The sequence below is a fragment of the Vibrio sp. Sgm 5 genome (assembly GCF_026241575.1).
Taxonomy (GTDB): domain Bacteria; phylum Pseudomonadota; class Gammaproteobacteria; order Enterobacterales; family Vibrionaceae; genus Vibrio; species Vibrio jasicida.
The window spans coordinates 40233-58349 of the sequence record NZ_JAPHPY010000031.1 but is presented as its reverse complement, the minus strand read 5'-3'; the positions used below and the strand labels follow the sequence as shown (position 1 = coordinate 58349).

The 18117-nt window shown below is 46.4% G+C and carries 14 protein-coding genes; 8 read left to right on the top strand and 6 right to left on the bottom strand.

Features of this window, described 5'->3' with window-relative positions; all coding sequences use genetic code 11:
• Positions 1 to 120 precede the first annotated feature (120 nt).
• The gene (gene pulA / locus OQJ86_RS16860) at positions 121 to 4110 is read right to left on the bottom strand and encodes a pullulanase-type alpha-1,6-glucosidase (RefSeq protein WP_265988514.1); all 3990 of its coding nucleotides are present in this window, start codon (positions 4108 to 4110) and stop codon (positions 121 to 123) included.
• A 515-nt stretch (positions 4111 to 4625) separates the two neighbouring features.
• Here pulA and OQJ86_RS16855 point away from each other — a divergent pair.
• The 6 genes from OQJ86_RS16855 to pdxY all read left to right on the top strand — a co-directional run bounded on the left by OQJ86_RS16855 (position 4626) and on the right by pdxY (position 12047).
• The gene (locus OQJ86_RS16855) at positions 4626 to 5831 is read left to right on the top strand and encodes a tetratricopeptide repeat protein (protein ID WP_265988512.1); all 1206 of its coding nucleotides are present in this window, start codon (positions 4626 to 4628) and stop codon (positions 5829 to 5831) included.
• 473 nt (positions 5832 to 6304) lie between these two features.
• The gene (locus OQJ86_RS16850) at positions 6305 to 6751 is read left to right on the top strand and encodes a helix-turn-helix domain-containing protein (protein ID WP_038868929.1); all 447 of its coding nucleotides are present in this window, start codon (positions 6305 to 6307) and stop codon (positions 6749 to 6751) included.
• Positions 6752 to 7194: 443 nt separating this feature from the next.
• On the top strand, positions 7195 to 9375 hold the full coding sequence (gene speF / locus OQJ86_RS16845) for an ornithine decarboxylase SpeF (protein WP_265988509.1): 2181 nt from the start codon (positions 7195 to 7197) through the stop codon (positions 9373 to 9375).
• A 63-nt stretch (positions 9376 to 9438) separates the two neighbouring features.
• Complete coding sequence (potE, locus tag OQJ86_RS16840; protein ID WP_038868932.1) at positions 9439 to 10749, top strand: putrescine-ornithine antiporter; 1311 nt, start codon at positions 9439 to 9441, stop codon at positions 10747 to 10749.
• 138 nt (positions 10750 to 10887) lie between these two features.
• Positions 10888 to 11070 carry an AbrB/MazE/SpoVT family DNA-binding domain-containing protein gene (locus OQJ86_RS16835; protein ID WP_038868933.1) on the top strand — a complete coding sequence of 61 codons (183 nt, stop codon included), beginning with the start codon at positions 10888 to 10890 and terminating at the stop codon, positions 11068 to 11070.
• Positions 11071 to 11177: 107 nt separating this feature from the next.
• A complete protein-coding gene (gene pdxY, locus OQJ86_RS16830; protein WP_005429237.1) occupies positions 11178 to 12047 on the top strand; it encodes a pyridoxal kinase PdxY in 870 nt (289 codons plus the stop codon).
• Between the two features lie 89 nt (positions 12048 to 12136).
• Here the strand turns inward: pdxY and OQJ86_RS16825 are convergent, their stop codons facing one another.
• The 4 genes from OQJ86_RS16825 to OQJ86_RS16810 form a co-directional block, all read right to left on the bottom strand.
• Positions 12137 to 12631: a hypothetical protein gene (locus OQJ86_RS16825; protein ID WP_054755460.1), complete on the bottom strand. Its 495-nt coding sequence runs from the start codon at positions 12629 to 12631 to the stop codon at positions 12137 to 12139.
• A gap of 169 nt (positions 12632 to 12800) precedes the next feature.
• Positions 12801 to 13478: a 3-oxoacid CoA-transferase subunit B gene (locus OQJ86_RS16820; protein ID WP_265988502.1), complete on the bottom strand. Its 678-nt coding sequence runs from the start codon at positions 13476 to 13478 to the stop codon at positions 12801 to 12803.
• The gene (locus OQJ86_RS16815; protein WP_265988528.1) at positions 13478 to 14131 is read right to left on the bottom strand and encodes a CoA transferase subunit A; all 654 of its coding nucleotides are present in this window, start codon (positions 14129 to 14131) and stop codon (positions 13478 to 13480) included. Before OQJ86_RS16815 ends, OQJ86_RS16820 begins: the two co-directional genes overlap by 1 nt.
• Before the next feature lie 27 nt (positions 14132 to 14158).
• The gene (locus OQJ86_RS16810) at positions 14159 to 15364 is read right to left on the bottom strand and encodes an acetyl-CoA C-acetyltransferase (protein ID WP_265988500.1); all 1206 of its coding nucleotides are present in this window, start codon (positions 15362 to 15364) and stop codon (positions 14159 to 14161) included.
• A gap of 180 nt (positions 15365 to 15544) precedes the next feature.
• On the opposite strand from OQJ86_RS16810, the gene OQJ86_RS16805 reads away from it, so the two are divergent.
• Positions 15545 to 16432 (top strand): TIM barrel protein, encoded by an 888-nt coding sequence (locus tag OQJ86_RS16805; protein ID WP_265988498.1) that lies wholly within the window; start codon positions 15545 to 15547, stop codon positions 16430 to 16432.
• Positions 16433 to 16463: 31 nt separating this feature from the next.
• Entirely contained in the window at positions 16464 to 17213 is a 750-nt protein-coding gene (locus OQJ86_RS16800; RefSeq protein WP_265988526.1) for a sulfite exporter TauE/SafE family protein, read from the top strand.
• A gap of 12 nt (positions 17214 to 17225) precedes the next feature.
• Here the strand turns inward: OQJ86_RS16800 and OQJ86_RS16795 are convergent, their stop codons facing one another.
• Positions 17226 to 18116 carry a LysR family transcriptional regulator gene (locus tag OQJ86_RS16795; RefSeq protein ID WP_265988496.1) on the bottom strand — a complete coding sequence of 297 codons (891 nt, stop codon included), beginning with the start codon at positions 18114 to 18116 and terminating at the stop codon, positions 17226 to 17228.
• Position 18117 lies beyond the last annotated feature (1 nt).

Below are 18117 nucleotides of genomic sequence, written 5' to 3'. Positions count from 1 at the left end.
TTAGAAACAACAAAGCCGCCATCGTCACTGTTCGAGCGGCTTTTTTAATGCCGTTTTACAGGCACAAAAAAGGGGAGGTTTTACCCTCCCCAAGCTAGCACATGATTGCGCCTACTGTTTTTAGTTCTTAGTCACTGTCACGATTGGTGCTGCTTTATCTGCTGCGTTGAAGTGGAAGTTGTAGTTTCCTGCTTCTTCAATTGTGATTTTAAGGTTTGCACTGTCGCCACCAACATCCATGGTGACTGCTGCGCCGAGCTCTACATTGCCTTCTCCACCGAAGTTGGTGTCACCCGCCCAATCCGCACTTGCGATTTTCATTTCGTAGCTACCTGCTGCTAGGTCGATGTCTAAAGAGTAAACATCGGCGGCTACGTAGTTGAACTTCGCGCTTGAATCTTCAGCTGGCGTATCCCAAGTTGTGATCGTGCCGCGTAGGAAGAGTGAAGTTTCACCAAACGTTGGTGCGTCTGCCGCTTTCGTTACAGAAACAACCGGTTTGTCAGCTGAATCGCTTTGCTCATGAATTGCATTTAGAACGAAGGTGTATTTGCCTGTTTCAGTAACGGACAATGCACAGTTACCTTCAGTACCCAAGTCTAGAGATCCAGAAGCTTGTTCTGCGTAATCACAGCCAAAGTTTGGTGTACCCCAGCTATCATCAGCAAACTTAAAGCCGTAATCACCAGCTTCAAGTACACCCGTTACCGAGTACATACCGTTGCCAATGAATGACATTTCCCATTCTTCTGATGGATTCCAACCGTTCATGTCACCACGAACATAAACCTTGGTTTCACCGTAAGGAGGAATGCTCGATACGTCTTTGTTATCTGTATCAACAGGCAGACCAGCACCTTGTGCGTTACCTTGAGGTTGTACAAATACCGCTGTTGTAAGTGCTGGAACCGTGAAAGTCTCACCGGAGAAGCTTGCGCTCTTAACGGTCATGTCAGCGGAGTTCTTCTGAACGTCATGCAGTTCGAAACCCGTCGCGCCCTCAATTTTGAAAGATTTCTCTTCTGCTGTTGAGTTCACTACCGCGACGATGGCGTCGTAGTTTGTATCTAGATCTGCACCAGCTGACGTACCGTCGTCAATAGACATCACAATCAAGCCTTCAACTTGGTCTTTGCCTACGTTGCGGAAATCAACGCGGTTCATGACCTCTTGAGCAGTATCTAAACGGAACAGTTCGCTTGAGCTACGGATAGTTAGTAGTTCTAGGAATTGTTGTTTAGTAAGTTCAATATCAGTCGAGTCTGGTTTTGCTGTGCCATCCGCAACGATGGTTTTGATTAGCTCCCAGTTCGCGCCGTCTTTGTCTTCACGAGGTAGGCCTACGTTCCAGTTGTTGTCGCTACCGTCGAAGTAAACACGGTTGAACCAGTCACCTGAATCGTAAGAGTCACGCTGCATTGATTTAGAGCGTAATAATTCTGAACCCATGTGAATGAACGGAATACCTTGACCAAGCATTACCGTAGATAGAGATACCGTTTGCATACGAGCGCGCTCAGCGGAAGAAGTGCCAGTCGCAATCTTGTAAGCGTTGTTGTCCCAAAGGGTTTGGTTATCGTGCTTAGATACGTAAGAGATGTTCTCAGAAGGCATCTTAGTGTAGCCCGCAGGTGCACCGTTGTAGTCTACGTTCTTACCAAGCTTCGTATCCCCTTTGTAATCGAGTAGAACGAATTCTGCTAGGTTGCCAGCCATGCCTAAACGAACGATATCTTGGTTGTGTAGACGACCGTTTACTGAATCTGCATCTGTCTTTGTTTCTTCGTTAGGGTACCCTGCGTTACCAAAGCCCTGGTTGAAGCGAAGTGGGTGTTTACCTTCAGAGTCCATGCCGCCATCGAATGGGCTACCACCACGGACCGCATCACGTAGACGGTCAGAGAAGGTGCCGATTTCTGTGCCAGCCATATTTAGCTGTGTTGCTTGGTCGAAGCGCGCGTTGTTCGCGACTTCACCGAAGTCCCAACCCTCGCCGTAGAACAGCGTATTAGGATCAACTTTACGTACTTGTTCTAGCGCGTACACCATCACGTCTTTTGGTTGGTGGCCCATCAAGTCGAAGCGGAAACCATCGACTTTGTAATCATCTGCCCACACAAGCAATGAGTCAACCATCAGTTTACCCATCATTAAGTTCTCAGTTGCTGTGTTATCACAACAAGTTGAGTTCTCAACGCCACCTGTGTTGACGTTTAGACGGTGGTAGTACCCTGGGACGATTTTATCGAGAACTGACTTGTCGTTTACGCCAGATGCGTTGGTGTGGTTGTATACCACGTCCATAACCAGCTTCAGATCCATTTTGTGTGTCGCTTGCACCATTTCACGGAATTCAAGGATACGTTTAGAACCGTTTGGATCAGTCGCGTAGCTGCCTTCTGGTACAGTGTAGTGGAATGGGTCGTAGCCCCAGTTGAAGCTGTCTAGCATGCGTAGATCGTTCATCAGAGCTTGTGCAGCACCTGTTGCTGGATCGTAGCTATTTAGGACATCTTCAATCACTTTTGCATCGTCTTCGGTTTCACAAACAGAGGCTTCAGGCTTAATGCCACATAGCTTGCCTACCGTATCCGTGATATCAACGCGTTTAGCTTCGTTTTCATCAACGGTTGCGATATCGAAGGCAGGAAGAATGTGAAGCGTTGTTAAACCAGCATCTTTCAGAGCTTGAAGGTGAGTAACAGATTCACGCTCAGCTTCCGTCAACGCAAGGTATTTGCCGTTTAACGATTCTGTGCCTTTCGTGTCACTAAAGCTAAAATCACGTAAGTGTGATTCATAAAGGACATGGTCTTCGTCTTTTTCAACCGTTGGGCGATCGTAATCATTCCAGCCTTGTGGTTGCAGGCTAGCACTGTCTAGATCCACAACTTGTGAGTAAAGCGAGTTTTCAGAAAGGCTTAATGAATATGGGTCAGTCACAAGGCGCGTTTCTACCACACCTGTTGTTGGGTGATAAACCTTCACTTCGTAGCGGTAGTATTTATTCAATGCATCGCTTTGCGCTTCAGAAGCCCAGATACCAGTAGTTGGGTTTTCTGTCATCGCAACGGTGGATTCTTCTTTCAAATCGGCATCGTAGATGATCAGGTCAACGTCTTGGGCTGTTGGTGCCCAAAGTTTGAATGTTGCTGCATTGCCTTCAACAATGGCACCAAGTTCCTGACCAATGGCGTTACCTGCGTCTGCATCTGCGAATACCGCATCAAGCACACCTGGCTTTTGGACTTCAGTGGCAGAGATAACATCGCCACTTGCGTTGTATGCCACCATCACGATTTGTGACTTCAGAATAGAGCGTAGCGTATCAGAATCCACATCAATGCCTGCGGCTTGTAAGCTCGCAAGGTGACGGAAACGAGATTTCAGTTCTTCAGACAGGTCTCCTGCTTTCGTCAACTCAACGGCTGTACCGCCAGAAATCTGCTTGTCTTCGTCCATCTTGATGTCGTTGGTTAAGCTGTAGAATAGCTTCATCGAGTCGGCGTTTGCTGCCGCTTCCCAAGCGATAGTGTCGGCATCTAACCAGTGTGCTTTCTGGCCATCAATATCAACAGGACGATCTGCAATTGGCTCATAGTAAAGCTCACTGCTGCCGTGGAAGCCGAATAGACCTTGAGACTCACCCAGTTTGGTTAACTCCACTTTAGAGTTCGCGCTGCCAAAGGCTTTTTCATCGCCTTTGTGCAAGATGAAGTTCATACACTCGTGTGGGTCTGATGCGTCAGGGTTCACTTTAAGTACGTAGTAAGCGCCGTAAGTTTCGCTGATGCCTTCGAACGGAAGCGGTGCTGCCCAATCCGTACCGCCGTCAGCGATCCCCATTGCTTCTAGGTCAGTACTGGTACAGCCTTCGCCATTCCAAAGGTGTAGGCCCCAACCGTCGTAATCACTTGCTGTTGAAGCCGAAGCAACATCGCGTTTGTAATAGATGACAACTTCGTTCTCTCCCGCAGGGTGAAGGCCGGAGCCAGGGTTCGTAGTGTCATCGCTAGAGCTGTCACTGCCACAGCCGCTGATCACTGCTACAGAAAGTAGAGGTAGCACGGTTTTGGCAATCGCTGATAATTTAAATGTTTTATTGTCCACGTTTACAAATCCATTGTTATTGAATTGAGAATAGATTGGGCAAGATGCCGAAAAGGAAATGTTCAACTAAATGCTAATACACTGAACTATCAGCAAAATGTGAGAGCAGGCGGTTAAGTTTTTTACAAGAGAAAATTTTCTATCACACTAGATTTTGTTCACAAATTAAATAATAAAACGAGCGCATAGTGAGATGTTAAGCACAGCCTAAAAATGTAAATTTCTATAGGAGGAGATCGGGGGGATGATAGGGGAGGAGAATGTCTAAGCCCCAAAACTGTGATTAGGTTCTATAAAAGTAAGGATGATATTTTTCTTTAAAAAATAAGTTTAGGTGATATTGAATAAATTGCCCTCACAGTAAAATTGTAAACTTCAGATTTTGCCTACATGGTCGTTATATAATAAAGGCGGTGTACAGTGGAATGATTGCTTTCACACCCAAATTAACAATTTTCTAGATTCCCCGAGCTACGGGAAATCCTTATGGGCCCTGACCTAAAAAGAGGCTATTTATGAGTAGTATGGGCATTGCCATTGTGGCAACTGGCCTTTCACTCGTCCTGATATTTGTGTGGATGATCTCGTTGTCGATGCGTAAGCAACGTCTCGAGACCGAGAGGAAAGCTCGTGAAGCGGCATACCGCAAAGCGTTGCAGAAGGCGCGAGAGCAAGAGCGTAAAGAACGTGCGTTTAAGGCGGAAACGGGGCATATCCCGACCATTCTTTATTTAGCAAAAGAAGCGGAACGAGAGAACATTAAACAGGCGCTCTATTGGTATGATAAAGCGGCCAAGTTAGATAATGTCACTGGTATGTACGGTGTAGTAAGACTTGCCGAACGTATGCGTGAAGATGTGATCTTAAGAGAGCAGGCAAACTTCTGGCGTACGGCTATTTCGGGCATGGAAGGCGATATCGATGCGAAATTCGCGACCGGAAAGGCGCTTGTGTTTGGGCGTGGTACTGAGAAAAACATTCCTAAAGGTCACCAATTAATCGAAGAAGCTGCCGATGAAGGCTGCATTCCAGCCATGCTGTATATGGGCGAATGGCAGTTGTCACCAGAAAACACATCAGGTCAGCGGGCTGATGCATTGTTTTGGTTTATGAAAGCTGCAGAGCAAGACAGTGCGGATGGCAAAATCCAAGTAGGTCTATGCTATCTCAATGGCATTGGTACTGAAAAAAGTATGGTCAAAGGCTGTTATTGGTTAGAAAGAGCGGCGGAAAGCGGCAGTGCTGAAGCCATGTTCCATGCAGGTGAAGCGTGGAAGGACACTGGTAAAACCGGTAACGCGATTGCTTATGTTTGGCTATTTTTGTCTGCTAACATGGGCTACGAGCCAGCACGTGTAGTAAGAGATGAAGTCGCCAGTAACATTGGGGTTGATGTTGTGGTCGGTTTGCAATCTATTGCGAAGCCACTACAAAGAAAGTTGGCTTCTGGCGTGGTGAAAAAGCACTCAATCATCAGAGCCTTAAACAAGGTTTACAAGCGTGAGCCATATTTCCCTGGAGAAGAAGAACTGAACGAGTTGCTTAATGAAGAGCATCATGAAGAAGTAAACGTACCTGATGGGATGCCAGAGTTAAACTTCGAAAGCGAAGTGTCCGCACAACAAGAATTTGCGCCTCCACCAAAACAACCTTCCAAAGAAGTGCTCGATTTTACGCAAAACTTCTTACAGCCACAGAATCTCAACAAGCCTCATTCGTGAGGCTTTTTTATCACTCAAATTCTTCTTTACTCTATCGATTGCATAATTGTTGGGTGATCTTTATGCAAAGCTTCAACAGAATTTTACCTGCCATCAATCTATTCTTATATAAAACGACAAATAGAGGGAAATCCCCCCTTGCTGCCAATACATGAATTAAGCTCCAATCCGTTATTATTGATTAGCTCGTACTATAGCTATGAAAATAATTTTTTAGCCTAAATTGTGTTTTTCTAATGACACTCATTACTTTAGTTAATATTTGGTATTAAGTTTTATATTACTAAATCTTAATTTCTATTTTTGATTTCAATTAGTGTCTGTTGATCTTTAACTAAATTAAGCGCAATATACCCAAAAATAAAAATAGCGCACACTCTGCGTATAAATACAGTAAGAAGCAACCTGTTATTATCCTTTTTAACATAAAGGGGCCACGTCATGCTCTTTTTATGTCCATTAGAGATTTGTGTATGTTGAGAATCATTAGTGCAGATAAGTTCATCTCTTCAAGGTTTATCTTGGAATACAGCAAAGTGGAGTTTGCATCTTTGTTGGGTGTTTCCGTAGCTAAGATAACCAATATCGAGAATGGCAAATCTTCGATTCCCCCGGTGTACGATTACGCCATCAATCATTTGCTCAGTGAGCATCCGTTTAAAGATAGTGCAGTGGACGCCTTGTGCTCCCATGAGACACTTAACTTCGCTCGTCGTGTTGATGTAAACAGTAAGGTTCAGCGTCTTTCTTGTAAGCGCTGTGACAGTCGAAGGTTACACGTTATGGCTGGTATGAGTGGTTTGTATTTTGTCGAATGTATGGACTGCAAGCACACCATGTATTCGTCAGGTAATGCGGTGAAACGGTATCAATTGTGGTCAAATAACGGCGTTAAACTCGATAGCCATTTGTTCGATTAGACTTGATCTCTACGTTTGTCGAAGAAAGCACCAAAGAAAAAACAATAACGTGAAAAGCCATCAGCAGAAATGTTGATGGCTTTTTGTTTATGGTTTATAAATTGTTAAATATAAGCGTGTTTATTGTGTTTGTTATTGCTAATAAATCAATCCTGTCAAATATAGAGTGATGAAAATCGCAAAATTTTATTTTCTTTTGATTCCTTTTTTAATAATAACTGGTGAGGTCACATAATTCTTCACCTGAATTCAATTTAAACCAAAATTCAATATCATTGGCTTATTGAAAGGAAAGTGATAAAGATCGCGAAATTTTATTTCGAGAAAATAAGAGTTATAAATATGAACGAATAATCACGAAATTTGTTTTTTTAATTTTAAATGTTAAATTCATTTGTAATATCTGTCTTATCGTTTTTACAGAACAAATAAGAGATATTTCAATGAAACGTTTAATTATCGGTGTTAGTAATTACATGCCAGAAGACTTCAGTTTATTATCTGAATCTTTGGATGAACAATTTAACCGAACTTTAAAACCGCTAGAGCATGTCGAATTAACTGACGTTGGCGCTGCAATTATTACTTCTTCAGATATTAAGGCTGGTCTGCACAAAATTATTTCTGAGACGGGTTATGGTATCCCGGTCTTCTTAGTAACAGATGAAAATCCGGTCTCCGCCGACGATTATGTCTGGTTAACCGGTGTTATTGATCTAGAAAGACAATCAATTGAATACTACGGTCGTCAAATCAATGAGGCGGTGACCAAGTACGAATGCCGCCTATTACCGCCTTTCTTCAAACAATTGACTCACTATGTGGAAATGGGCAATTCTGCATTCGATTGCCCAGGACACCAAGGCGGTCAGTTCTTCAAAAAACACCCAGCGGGTAAACAGTTCTACGATTTCTTCGGTGAAAACCTATTCCGCAGTGACTTATGTAACGCGGATGTTGATTTAGGTGACTTGCTGATCCACGAAGGTTCTGCTCACCAAGCTCAAGCGTACGCAGCAAAAGTGTTCAACTCCGACAAAACCTACTTCGTACTCAACGGTACTTCGGCTTCAAACAAAGTGGTTTGTAACGCGTTAGTGACCGAGGGCGACTTGGTGATGTTTGACCGTAACAACCACAAATCAAACCACCACGGTGCGTTAATTCAAGCGGGCGGTACGCCAGTTTATCTAGAAACGGCACGTAACCCTTGGGGCTTTATCGGTGGTATGGATGAGCACTGTTTTGATGAAGAATACATTCGTGCTCAAATTGCGAAAGTATCACCAGAGCGTGCGCGTGATGAACGTCCATTCCGTCTTGCGATCATCCAATTGGGTACTTACGACGGTACCATCTACAACGCACGCTACGTGATGGATAAGATTGGTCATCTTTGTGACTACATCCTATTTGACTCTGCATGGGTAGGCTACGAGCAGTTCATTCCTATGATGAAAGACTGTTCTCCATTGCTACTGGATCTGAAACCAGAAGATGCGGGTGTGATCGTGACTCAGTCTGTTCACAAGCAACAGGCTGGCTTCTCTCAAACCTCGCAAATCCATAAAAAAGACCACCATATTAAAGGTCAGGCTCGCTACTGTAACCACAAACGCTTCAACAACGCGTTTATGATGCATGCGTCAACCTCACCATTCTACGCGCTGTTCTCTGCTCTAGATGTGAACGCGAAGATCCACGATGGTGAAGCAGGTCTACGTCTATGGCGAGATGCAGTTAAGACAGGTATCGAAGTACGTAAAGAAATACTGAAAAGCTGTGAGCTGATCCGTCCATTCATTCCGGATGAAGTTGAAGGCCAGCCATGGGGTAGCTACGACACCGATCTTATCGCAACCAATAAGAAGTTCTTCATGTTCGAGCCAAATGCAAGCTGGCATAAATTCGAAGGCTACGGTGAAGGTCAGTATTTCGTTGACCCTTGTAAATTGCTATTAACCACAGCTGGTATTGCAGAAGATGGTAGCTACGCAGACTTTGGTATTCCTGCAACGTTATTGGCTAACTTCCTACGCGAAAACGGCATCATCCCTGAGAAGTGTGATTTGAACTCTATCTTGTTCCTGCTTACTCCAGCAGAAGATATGGGCAAGATCCGTCATCTTGTGGCGCAAATCAACCGCTTCGAGAAGTTCATTCGTGATGATGCACCGCTAAACATCGTGCTGCCTCGCGTTTATGAAGCAAACAAAGAACGCTACCGCGGCTACACCATCCGTCAGCTATGTCAGGAAATGCATGACATGTACAAAGAGCTGAATGTGAAACAGCTACAAAAAGCGATGTTCCGTAGCGAATACTTCCCAACCATGGTGCACAAACCAGATGTGGCAACACGCAAATACTTCCGTGGAGAGTGTGATTACTTACCACTTAAAGAAGCGGTAGGCCGTGTCGCAGCAGAAGGCGCGCTTCCTTACCCTCCTGGCATCATATGTGTGATCACTGGTGAGGTTTGGACACAGCACGTTGTCGACTATTTCTTGTCTCTAGAAGAAGGCATCAACCGATTCCCAGGCTTTGCACCAGAGATCCAAGGTGTGTACCTAGAAGACGTCAATGGCCGCACCACCGCCCATTGTTACGCCCTAAAAGATTAATCTACCCGTTCGCACCGTGCGTGAAAACCGCGGTGCGAACCGTTTATTCGTGGAGAATAATTTATGAGTACTGAAACCAAAAAAATGTCGGTGGTGCAGCTTACCATTCTGACGTTCATTAACATGGCTGGCTCGGGCATCATTATGCTGCCAAGTAAGCTAGCGCAAGTAGGCACCATTTCGATTTTGTCTTGGTTGATTACGGCTGCTGGCTCTTTGGCTCTCGCGTATGTGTTCGCAAAATGTGGTCGCTTTAGCAAACGTGACGGTGGTATGAACGGTTATGCGTCGTACGCGTTTGGTAAATCGGGTGCGTTTATGGCGGGTTGGACCTACGGCTTATCATTATTGATTGCCAATATCGCAATCGCCATTACCTGTGTCGGTTACGGCTCAGCGTTTTTTGAAGTGACTTTGTCGCCAGTAGAAACCTGTCTGTACACCATCGCTATCCTTTGGATTTGTACCTTCGCTAACTTTGGTGGTGCGAAGATCACAGGTCAAATCGGCTCGTTTACGGTTTGGGGCGTTATTCTTCCTGTCTGTTCTTTGGGCATTGTTGGTTGGTTCTACTTCAGCCCAACCATGTACATCGAAGCGTGGAACCCACACCACCTACCATTTGGTGAAGCGGTAAGTGCGTCGATCGCGATGACACTTTGGGCATTCCTAGGCCTTGAATCGGCTTGTGCAAACTCAGAAGCGGTAGAAAACCCAGAGAAGAACGTTCCAATCGCAGTATTGGGCGGTACGCTGATCGCGGCAGTGGTTTACATTGTTTCAACCAACATCTGTTCTGGCATTGTGGCGAACTCTGAGCTTGCTGCATCTACGGCGCCATTCTCAACGGTATGGACAGTAATGCTAGGTTCTACGGCAGGTAAAGTGGTTGCGGGCATGGCAGTGCTAGCTTGCGCGGGTTCACTACTTGGTTGGCAGTTCACCATCGCGTCGGTATTTAAATCGTCTTCAGATGCGGGCTTCTTCCCGAAACTGTTCTCAGAAGTTGATAAACGCGGTACGCCAATCAAAGGTATGCTTGCTATTACAGTCATTCAATCCGTCTTGTCGCTTATGACGATCTCTCCGACGTTGAACGAGCAATTTGAAGCATTAGTTAACCTTGCGGTTGTGACTAACGTTATTCCTTACATTCTATGTATGGGGGCGATTTTCATCATGCAAAAAGTGGCGCATGTACCTGACCGAGAAATGAAAACCACCAACATCATCGCTTTGGTTGGCTCTCTCTACAGCTTCTACGCGTTGTACGGCTCTGGCTATGAAGCCATGATGTGGGGCTCTATCGTTACCTTCCTAGGTTGGAGCGCTTATGGTCTGATTGCTTCTAAGCATGAACCGCTAGTGAACTAAGTTTTTTCAATCGAGCCTTCCCATACGCGGTGTGGAGGGCTCTTTTGTTTTTATCCATTTGGCAGATTAAGGACACAAAAGAAAGTTACTCGCTACTCGTAACGTGAAAACTCATTTTCGACAATTGGGGGACGAAAGATGATTAGCCAACCTGTTAAGATCGGTGACGATACCGTCGTAGTCATTCCAAGCGTGATCCTGAGCGAGCTCGGGATAAGGGAAGGGGACACCCTCGAAATTGCGCTCAATAAAGACAAAATGGAAATTAAGAAAATGGTACTGAAAACCAGCTCTCCAACCGATTCCAGCGAAGAAGGCTAGAATTGAGTTAGAGAATCTTGGTTTGTCGGATACACTACTGGTTTCGCAAATCTGGCGCTCGCCGCTGTCTTTGAACTATTGATAACAACAAGAAGAGGTCTGGTACTATGCAAGGTATCCTCTCTATACAATCTCATGTTTCTTTTGGTCACGCTGGTAACAGCAGTGCCGTTTTCCCAATGCAACGCATGGGTTTCGAAGTGTGGCCTATTCACACGGTTCAATTTTCTAACCACACCCAGTATCAAGAAGGCTGGACGGGTCGTGCGTTTTCGGCTGATGACATCAGCGAATTAGTTCGTGGTCTTGGCAACATTGGCGCGCTAGAGAAGTGCCAAGCGGTTCTGACTGGTTACCAAGGCAGTGCTGAGCAATGTCTGGCAGTAGAAGATACCGTCACTAAAGTTAAACAAGCGAATCCAGAAGCGCTTTACGTATGTGACCCAGTGATGGGCGCGCCAGACAAAGGCTGTATTGTGGCGCCGGGTATCGCAGAAAACTTGTTGAATCGTCTCATGCCAATGGCGGATGTGATCGTGCCTAACCAGTTCGAGCTAAGCCAATTTGCAGAGATGGAAATTCACACGTTGGATGACGCGATTAACGCTTGTCAGCGTGCGCTAGCAAAAGGCCCTAAAGTGGTGTTGGTGAAGCACCTTTACTGCCTGTCAGATGACAGCTTCAATATGCTGCTTGCGACACCAGAAGGCACTTACCTAGCTAAGCGTCCTCATTTTGAATTTGCCAAAGCACCTGTAGGCGCTGGCGATTTGATCTCGGCAATCTTCACTGCTGGCCTGTTGAAAGGTTGGACGCCAAAACAAGCGTTCCAACACTGTCACGATGCTTGCTATGGCGTACTTAACGCGACTTACCAAGCGGGTGAATGGGAACTTCAAACCATCGCAGCGCAACAAGAGTTTGTAGAGCCAAGTGCGCACTTCCCATTGGAAGAAGTAACACTCAGCCAAGCGTAAATTCAGGCTGTAAGCAGTAAAAAGGGAGCATTGAGCTCCCTTTTTGATTTCTATAGCCTGTTCTACACAACCACAACGTTAAGTCTGCCCTAACAGCGAGAGGTATCAACCTTAAAGCTGTGTCCATCAGCGCCTTTTCCATCTAAGCGGTAATACGCATAGCATTTGCCTACCATGAGCGCTTCTGGTGATTCGTCATTGCCATACCCAACCATGGAGTATTGATTGTTCTCGATGAAGACTAAATCTGTCTGTTTCATCTCATCGGTGATGGTTAGGTTATCGAAGAAGCTAACCTGCTCACCGCACTCACTTTGGGTTTCTGGGTAGCCATTGTAAAACTCTTGATACCCAGCAGCGGTTAAGACGCACTGGTCGGCCCCTTGGTCTTGCTTAAAGGCTTTCGCATTCTGATTGAGAATAGAAACGTGATACTGCATGTCGGCAAAGATTACTTGAATGGCGGCTGTGCGGGCATCAGAAGTTCGTTGATTGGAGTGATAAACGGCATACGCGGTTAAGCCTCCGAGCACGACAGCCGTTAGCAGCCACTCTTTTGACGAAAATCCAGACAACAATCTCATTGGTTTTTACCCTAAATACAACTCAACCATGCGCATAACAGGGCGGGATTCTACGCATGGTTTGAGGGAATTTTAAGGGCAAACTGCGTGTTTCAGAAAAACCTGACACAAACTTGAAGAACGATCAAATTATGAAGAGAGGAGCATATTGCTCCTCTTGCATTTAGAGTTAATTTGGTGTCGGCATTGGAATAAGGTTAGGCGATACAATCAGTTGAGCTTCCGTCGCTGCTTGTACCTCTTCAACGGAAAACTCCGGCGCGAGTTCGGCTAACATCATGCCTTTATCGGTGACTTCGAATACGCCCATCTCGGTAACAATCAAATCCACCTGACCCACAGCGGTCAGCGGTAAAGTGCAATGTTTGAGTAGTTTCGGATTGCCTTTCACCGAGTGTTCCATGGCGACAATCACTTTCTTTGCGCCGACCACAAGATCCATCGCGCCGCCCATTCCCGGTACCATTTTGCCCGGAATAATCCAGTTGGCGAGGTTACCACGTTCGTCTACTTGCAGCGCGCCAAGTACGGTTGAATCCACGTGACCACCACGAATGATGGCAAAAGAGTCGGCGCTGTTGAAATAGCATGATCCTGCGATTGCTGTAATGCTCTGCCCGCCAGCGTTGACCAGATCAGGATCGATTTCTGCCTCTGATGCGAGTTTATCGATGCCAATTAAGCCATTTTCCGCTTGCAGTAGTAGCTCGACGTCTTTGTCTACTTCATTGGCAACCAGCGTTGGTAGGCCGATCCCTAGGTTAACGATGTCGCCATCTTGCATCTCTTGAGCAACGCGCCATGCAATGCGGCGGCGAACGACTTCTTTATCTAATTGTGCAGTCATTAGTTGTCCTCCACTAAGATGTAATCGACGTACAAACTTGGGGTATGCACGGCTTCGGGTTCAATGTCGCCCAATTCCACAATCTGCTCTGGTTCCACCACCACGGTTTCTGCCGCAGTTGCCATTAAAGGGTTAAAGTTTTGAGTGGTTTTGCTGTAAAAAACGTTGCCTCGACGGTCAACTTTTGAACCACGAATCAGCGCTAAGTCGGCCTTCAGTGGCATTTCTAAGAGATATTGTTTGCCATCAACTTCAATTACGCGTTTGTTCTCTGCGACGATGGTGCCAAGTCCTGTTGGTGTTAGTACGCCACCCAAACCAGCGCCTGCACTGCGAATGCGCTCTGCCAATGTACCTTGAGGAACCAGCTCTACTTCAAGTGTGCCTTCGTTCATTTGCTTGCCCGTTTCAGGGTTGGTGCCGATGTGTGAGGCATACAGTTTCTTCACCCGTTTTTCCGCGATGAGTCGGCTAGAACCACGACCGGGTGAACCTGTGTCGGTACTGATTAAGGTAATGTCTTTGATGTCCTTTTTGATCAGCAAGTCAATCAAACGCTCCGGGGCTCCCGTCGCCATAAAGCCACCAATCATGATGGTCATGCCATCGTGTAGTAGGTCTCCAATTTGCTCTGTAGTGGCTGCTTTTTTCATGTTTTTCGTGTCCATGAGAGGCTCCTTCTAGCAACGTTTTAAAATCAACGCCGTGCCCATGCCGCCGCCGATGCAAAGTGATGCCAAACCGTAATCGCGGCGAGTGCGTTGTAGTTGATAAATCAAGGTGGTCACAATGCGGTTACCTGATGCACCGATTGGGTGACCCAGTGCAATGGCACCGCCACTTAAGTTACTGCGTTCTAGCAGCCACGCTTCATCTATATTGTGTTGCTCGGTAAGAGAGCGAACCACGCCAAGTGCTTGTGCAGCAAACGCTTCGTTAAGCTCAAAAACGTCGATATCTTCAATCGCCATTTCGGCTTTGGCTAAGGTATTGGCAATCGCAGACACCGGACCTAAGCCCATCACCTCTGGAGCGATAGCACCTTGTCCGTATTCGATGAGTTCAGCTATTGGCTTGAGGTTGTGGCGTTTCACTGCGCTTTCGGAAGCGAGCAAAATTGCGGATGCGCCATCGTTAATACCGGATGCATTGCCTGCGGTAACGCTGCCTTCTTTATCGAATGCAGGGCGCAGCGCCTGTAGACCTTCAAAGGTGCTGTCGGCTTTCGGATATTCGTCGTTCTTCACTTCGAATTGGCGCTTGCGATCCACAATGGTAATTGGCGCAATTTCTGCTTCAAAATGACCATTTTCTATCGCGCTGACGGCTTTACGTTGGCTTTGTAAGGCAAAGGCATCTTGGTCTTCTCGGCTGATTTGGAATTGCTTAGCGATGTTTTCTGCCGTAACACCCATGTGGTAGTTGTGGAAGGCATCCGTCAGACCATCTTTGATGATGCTGTCTTCTTGGAGTTGATGACCCATGCGGTAGCCGCGACGAATCTGGCCAGAAGAGACATAAGGTGCGTTAGACATGCTCTCCATGCCGCAAGTAAGCACTAACTCAGCATCACCCGCTCGGATGTGGCTTGCACCGTCCATAATCACTTTCATGCCACTGCCACAAATCATATAGAGGGTGTAAGCCGGAACGGATTCTGGAATTCCTGCTTTCATTGCGGCTTGGCGACCCGGCCCCATGCCTGTGCCTCCAGTCAGTACGTTGCCCACAATCACCTCGTCGATCTGTTCTGGGGCGATGTCCACTTGCTCCAAGGCTGCCTTGATGGCATGAGCGCCTAATTCCACACCAGACAATGACGCTAACGAGCCATTAAAGCTGCCAATTGGGGTGCGCTTTGCCGCCACAATAAAGATTCGTTCCATACCGCTGTTTACTCCGTAGTCGTTCTGTCACAACCAGTGTAGGAAGTGCGATGTGGTCGCGATATAGCCAGGAATTCAAAGCCGCTTTGCGAAAATGCAAAGTACAAACGAGGCGCAAATCACGAACTTTTACCCCTACCAATCTTAAGGTGAAAGGAAATCAACTTAGGAGAAAAACACATGCTTGATCGTATTGCTTGCGCCCCATGCTGCTGGGGAGTGGAAGAGGCATATCATGCGACCAACCCAAGCTGGGGAAAGGTGTTAATGGATGCGAGTGACAGTGGTTATCGTGGCATTGAGTTAGGGCTAGATGGCTTCTTCCCTGAAGATGCGGAACTGTTGAAAAGTGCGTTTCGTGTACGTGGATTGCAGATGTGCTCTGGCAAGGTACAAGTGCCATTTTGCGATTCTGCAAACATGTCTGCCATTTTGGAAGATGTCGATACCGTTTGTCAGCGTTTAGATGCATTGGGTGTAAAGAACTTACTGGTGATGGAAGGCATTCACGCGGAACGCTATGGCTATATAGGACAAAGCGTCACTGCACCGCGTTTGAAAATGGAAAGTAAACGAACCATGATTGCCAACCTTGAACGCATCATTAACGTGGCTAGCCAATATGGTTTGCGTTGTTTACTTCATCCGGGCATCGGTGGTTACATCAGTTATAAAGACGAGATCGATTTTGTCATGAGTCAGATTCCAGCGAGCAAACTTGGATTGTGCATCGATATCGGGCATGCATTTTTAGATGGGATGGACCCGCTGGGGCTTATCCGTCAGCACGGAACGCGCATCGAGCATATTCATGTTAAAGATGTGTCGACGGACAAATTGAGGTTAGCTATTCGCGATAAGTTGGAGTGGGTTGACGCATACAGCAAAGGGCTGATTACGCCACTAGGGGATGGTGATATCAAGCTACAAAAAGTGATGAGTGCACTTAAAGCGGCTGACTATCAAGGTTGGATCGTAGTCGAGCATGAACACGGTACGGCAGACGTGAGTCAGGTTTCGCGTGATTTAAAACGCAGTCGCGATTATCTCGCTCAGATTGTGGCGTAGTTCGATATTCGATTCTAAGAAGGTGACGATGATGCTCAGCGATCCTTGGTTCTATCTTTTGGCGATTCCTGCGGTGTTAATCTATGGCATTGGTAAAGGTGGGCTCGGTGGGGCACTGGGCATTTTGGCTGTTCCTATGATGGCGCTGGTGGTGCCGCCAACACAAGCCGCAGCGATTTTATTGCCCATTCTGTTGGTGATGGATGCCTTTGCGGTGCGTCATCATTATCGAAATGCCGATGTTCGAGTGCTTAAAACCATGCTGCCTGGGGCTTTGCTTGGCGTGGTATTAGCGGGCTTATTTCTGAGTATCACCCCAGAGTCGGGGTTGAAGAGCACCGTTGGCATGCTGTCTTTGCTGTTCTGTTTTCAGTATTGGCTAAGTGGTGACTCACCCTCTCAATCAGGGAAATTAGGTGCTTGGATTTGGAGTACTCTGAGCGGCTTTTCCAGTACTGCAATTCATGCTGGTGGCGGTCCAGCGAGTATTTATTTACTGCCATTGAAACTGCCTAAAATCACCCTGATAGCGACGATGGCGGTATTATTCGGCATAGTGAATGTAGCGAAACTCGTGCCTTACATTTGGCTTGGTGAGTTTGATTCGACCAACTTGATGACTGCGCTAGTGTTGATTCCACTCGCGCCTGTTGGCGTTAAGATGGGTGTGTATCTTTTGCATCGCGTCAGTCAGGAAAGAATCTATCAGCTCTGTTACTTGTTCTTGTTTCTTTCAGGCGCCAAGCTGACTTACGATGGCGTCAGCAGCTTATTGTTTTAAATCCAATCCGTCTTAACAAGGGGTTTTTAATAAGAACTCTTTGAACTTTATCGCCACTGGAGATGCAGTTTTGGGTGAATGATAGTACAGATTCAAACTCCAAATACTGGTCTCATACTCTTCCAATAACGGTACTAACTCGCCTTTATCTACTGCTTCTGTTGTGACAAATTGCGGTAAGTACGCGACGCCTGCACCCTTTAAGGTGCCACTGAGCAACAGGTCACTGTCATTCACTTCAATAGTTTTTGGCACTTTCAGCACCATGTTTTCCATTCCTTGACGGAAGATCCAATCATTGCTGCCTGTCAGTGTGGTTGCAATCAAGCAAGCGTGGTCTCTTAGTGCTTCTGGATGCGTAGGCAAGCCATGCTTTTCAAGGTATTGAGGCGAAGCCACGACGATAAATGGGCACTGCATCAGCTCACGTTTCACCAGTAATAAATCTTTTTCGCGGTAGCCTTGGAAGCTAGCGTTAGCGCTGATCATCAGGTCACAAGTACTGGCATGATCCAATGCCCAAGGAGTGACGTTGATGTTGAAGGTCACCTTTGGGTTAAGCTTGGAATAATCGGCGATTTTGTCCATCAGGTAGTGATTGGCGTACACGGGCGTGCACGCGATGTTGATATGACCTTTTTCGCTGTCTTGGAAGTCTTCTAATTTGCGGCTGATACGCTCGGCACTGTCAACAAGAGGAGAGAACTCTTCATATAAGGTTTGGCCTGCTTGAGTGGCCTCCAATAATCGGTTCGAGCGGTGGCATAGGGTAGTACCGAAGTGTTGTTCCAGCTCTTGCAGCCAGCGACTTCCAGCGGAGACTGAAATATTGAATTTGCGCGCTGCGGAGGAGATAGACCCAGAGCGGATCACATAGACAAAGAACGCCATTTTATCGAGCATG

Excerpts from the sequence above, each read along its gene's own strand:
- OQJ86_RS16855 (WP_265988512.1), top strand. The coding sequence starts at position 4,626 with ATGAGTAGTATGGGCATTGCCATTGTGGCAACTGGCCTTTCACTCGTC.
- OQJ86_RS16850 (WP_038868929.1), top strand. The coding sequence starts at position 6,305 with ATGTTGAGAATCATTAGTGCAGATAAGTTCATCTCTTCAAGGTTTATC.
- speF (WP_265988509.1), top strand. The coding sequence starts at position 7,195 with ATGAAACGTTTAATTATCGGTGTTAGTAATTACATGCCAGAAGACTTC.
- potE (WP_038868932.1), top strand. The coding sequence starts at position 9,439 with ATGAGTACTGAAACCAAAAAAATGTCGGTGGTGCAGCTTACCATTCTG.
- OQJ86_RS16835 (WP_038868933.1), top strand. The coding sequence starts at position 10,888 with ATGATTAGCCAACCTGTTAAGATCGGTGACGATACCGTCGTAGTCATT.
- pdxY (WP_005429237.1), top strand. The coding sequence starts at position 11,178 with ATGCAAGGTATCCTCTCTATACAATCTCATGTTTCTTTTGGTCACGCT.
- OQJ86_RS16825 (WP_054755460.1), bottom strand. The coding sequence starts at position 12,631 with ATGAGATTGTTGTCTGGATTTTCGTCAAAAGAGTGGCTGCTAACGGCT.
- OQJ86_RS16820 (WP_265988502.1), bottom strand. The coding sequence starts at position 13,478 with ATGACTGCACAATTAGATAAAGAAGTCGTTCGCCGCCGCATTGCATGG.
- OQJ86_RS16815 (WP_265988528.1), bottom strand. The coding sequence starts at position 14,131 with ATGAAAAAAGCAGCCACTACAGAGCAAATTGGAGACCTACTACACGAT.
- OQJ86_RS16810 (WP_265988500.1), bottom strand. The coding sequence starts at position 15,364 with ATGGAACGAATCTTTATTGTGGCGGCAAAGCGCACCCCAATTGGCAGC.
- OQJ86_RS16805 (WP_265988498.1), top strand. The coding sequence starts at position 15,545 with ATGCTTGATCGTATTGCTTGCGCCCCATGCTGCTGGGGAGTGGAAGAG.
- OQJ86_RS16800 (WP_265988526.1), top strand. The coding sequence starts at position 16,464 with ATGCTCAGCGATCCTTGGTTCTATCTTTTGGCGATTCCTGCGGTGTTA.
- OQJ86_RS16795 (WP_265988496.1), bottom strand. The coding sequence starts at position 18,116 with ATGCTCGATAAAATGGCGTTCTTTGTCTATGTGATCCGCTCTGGGTCT.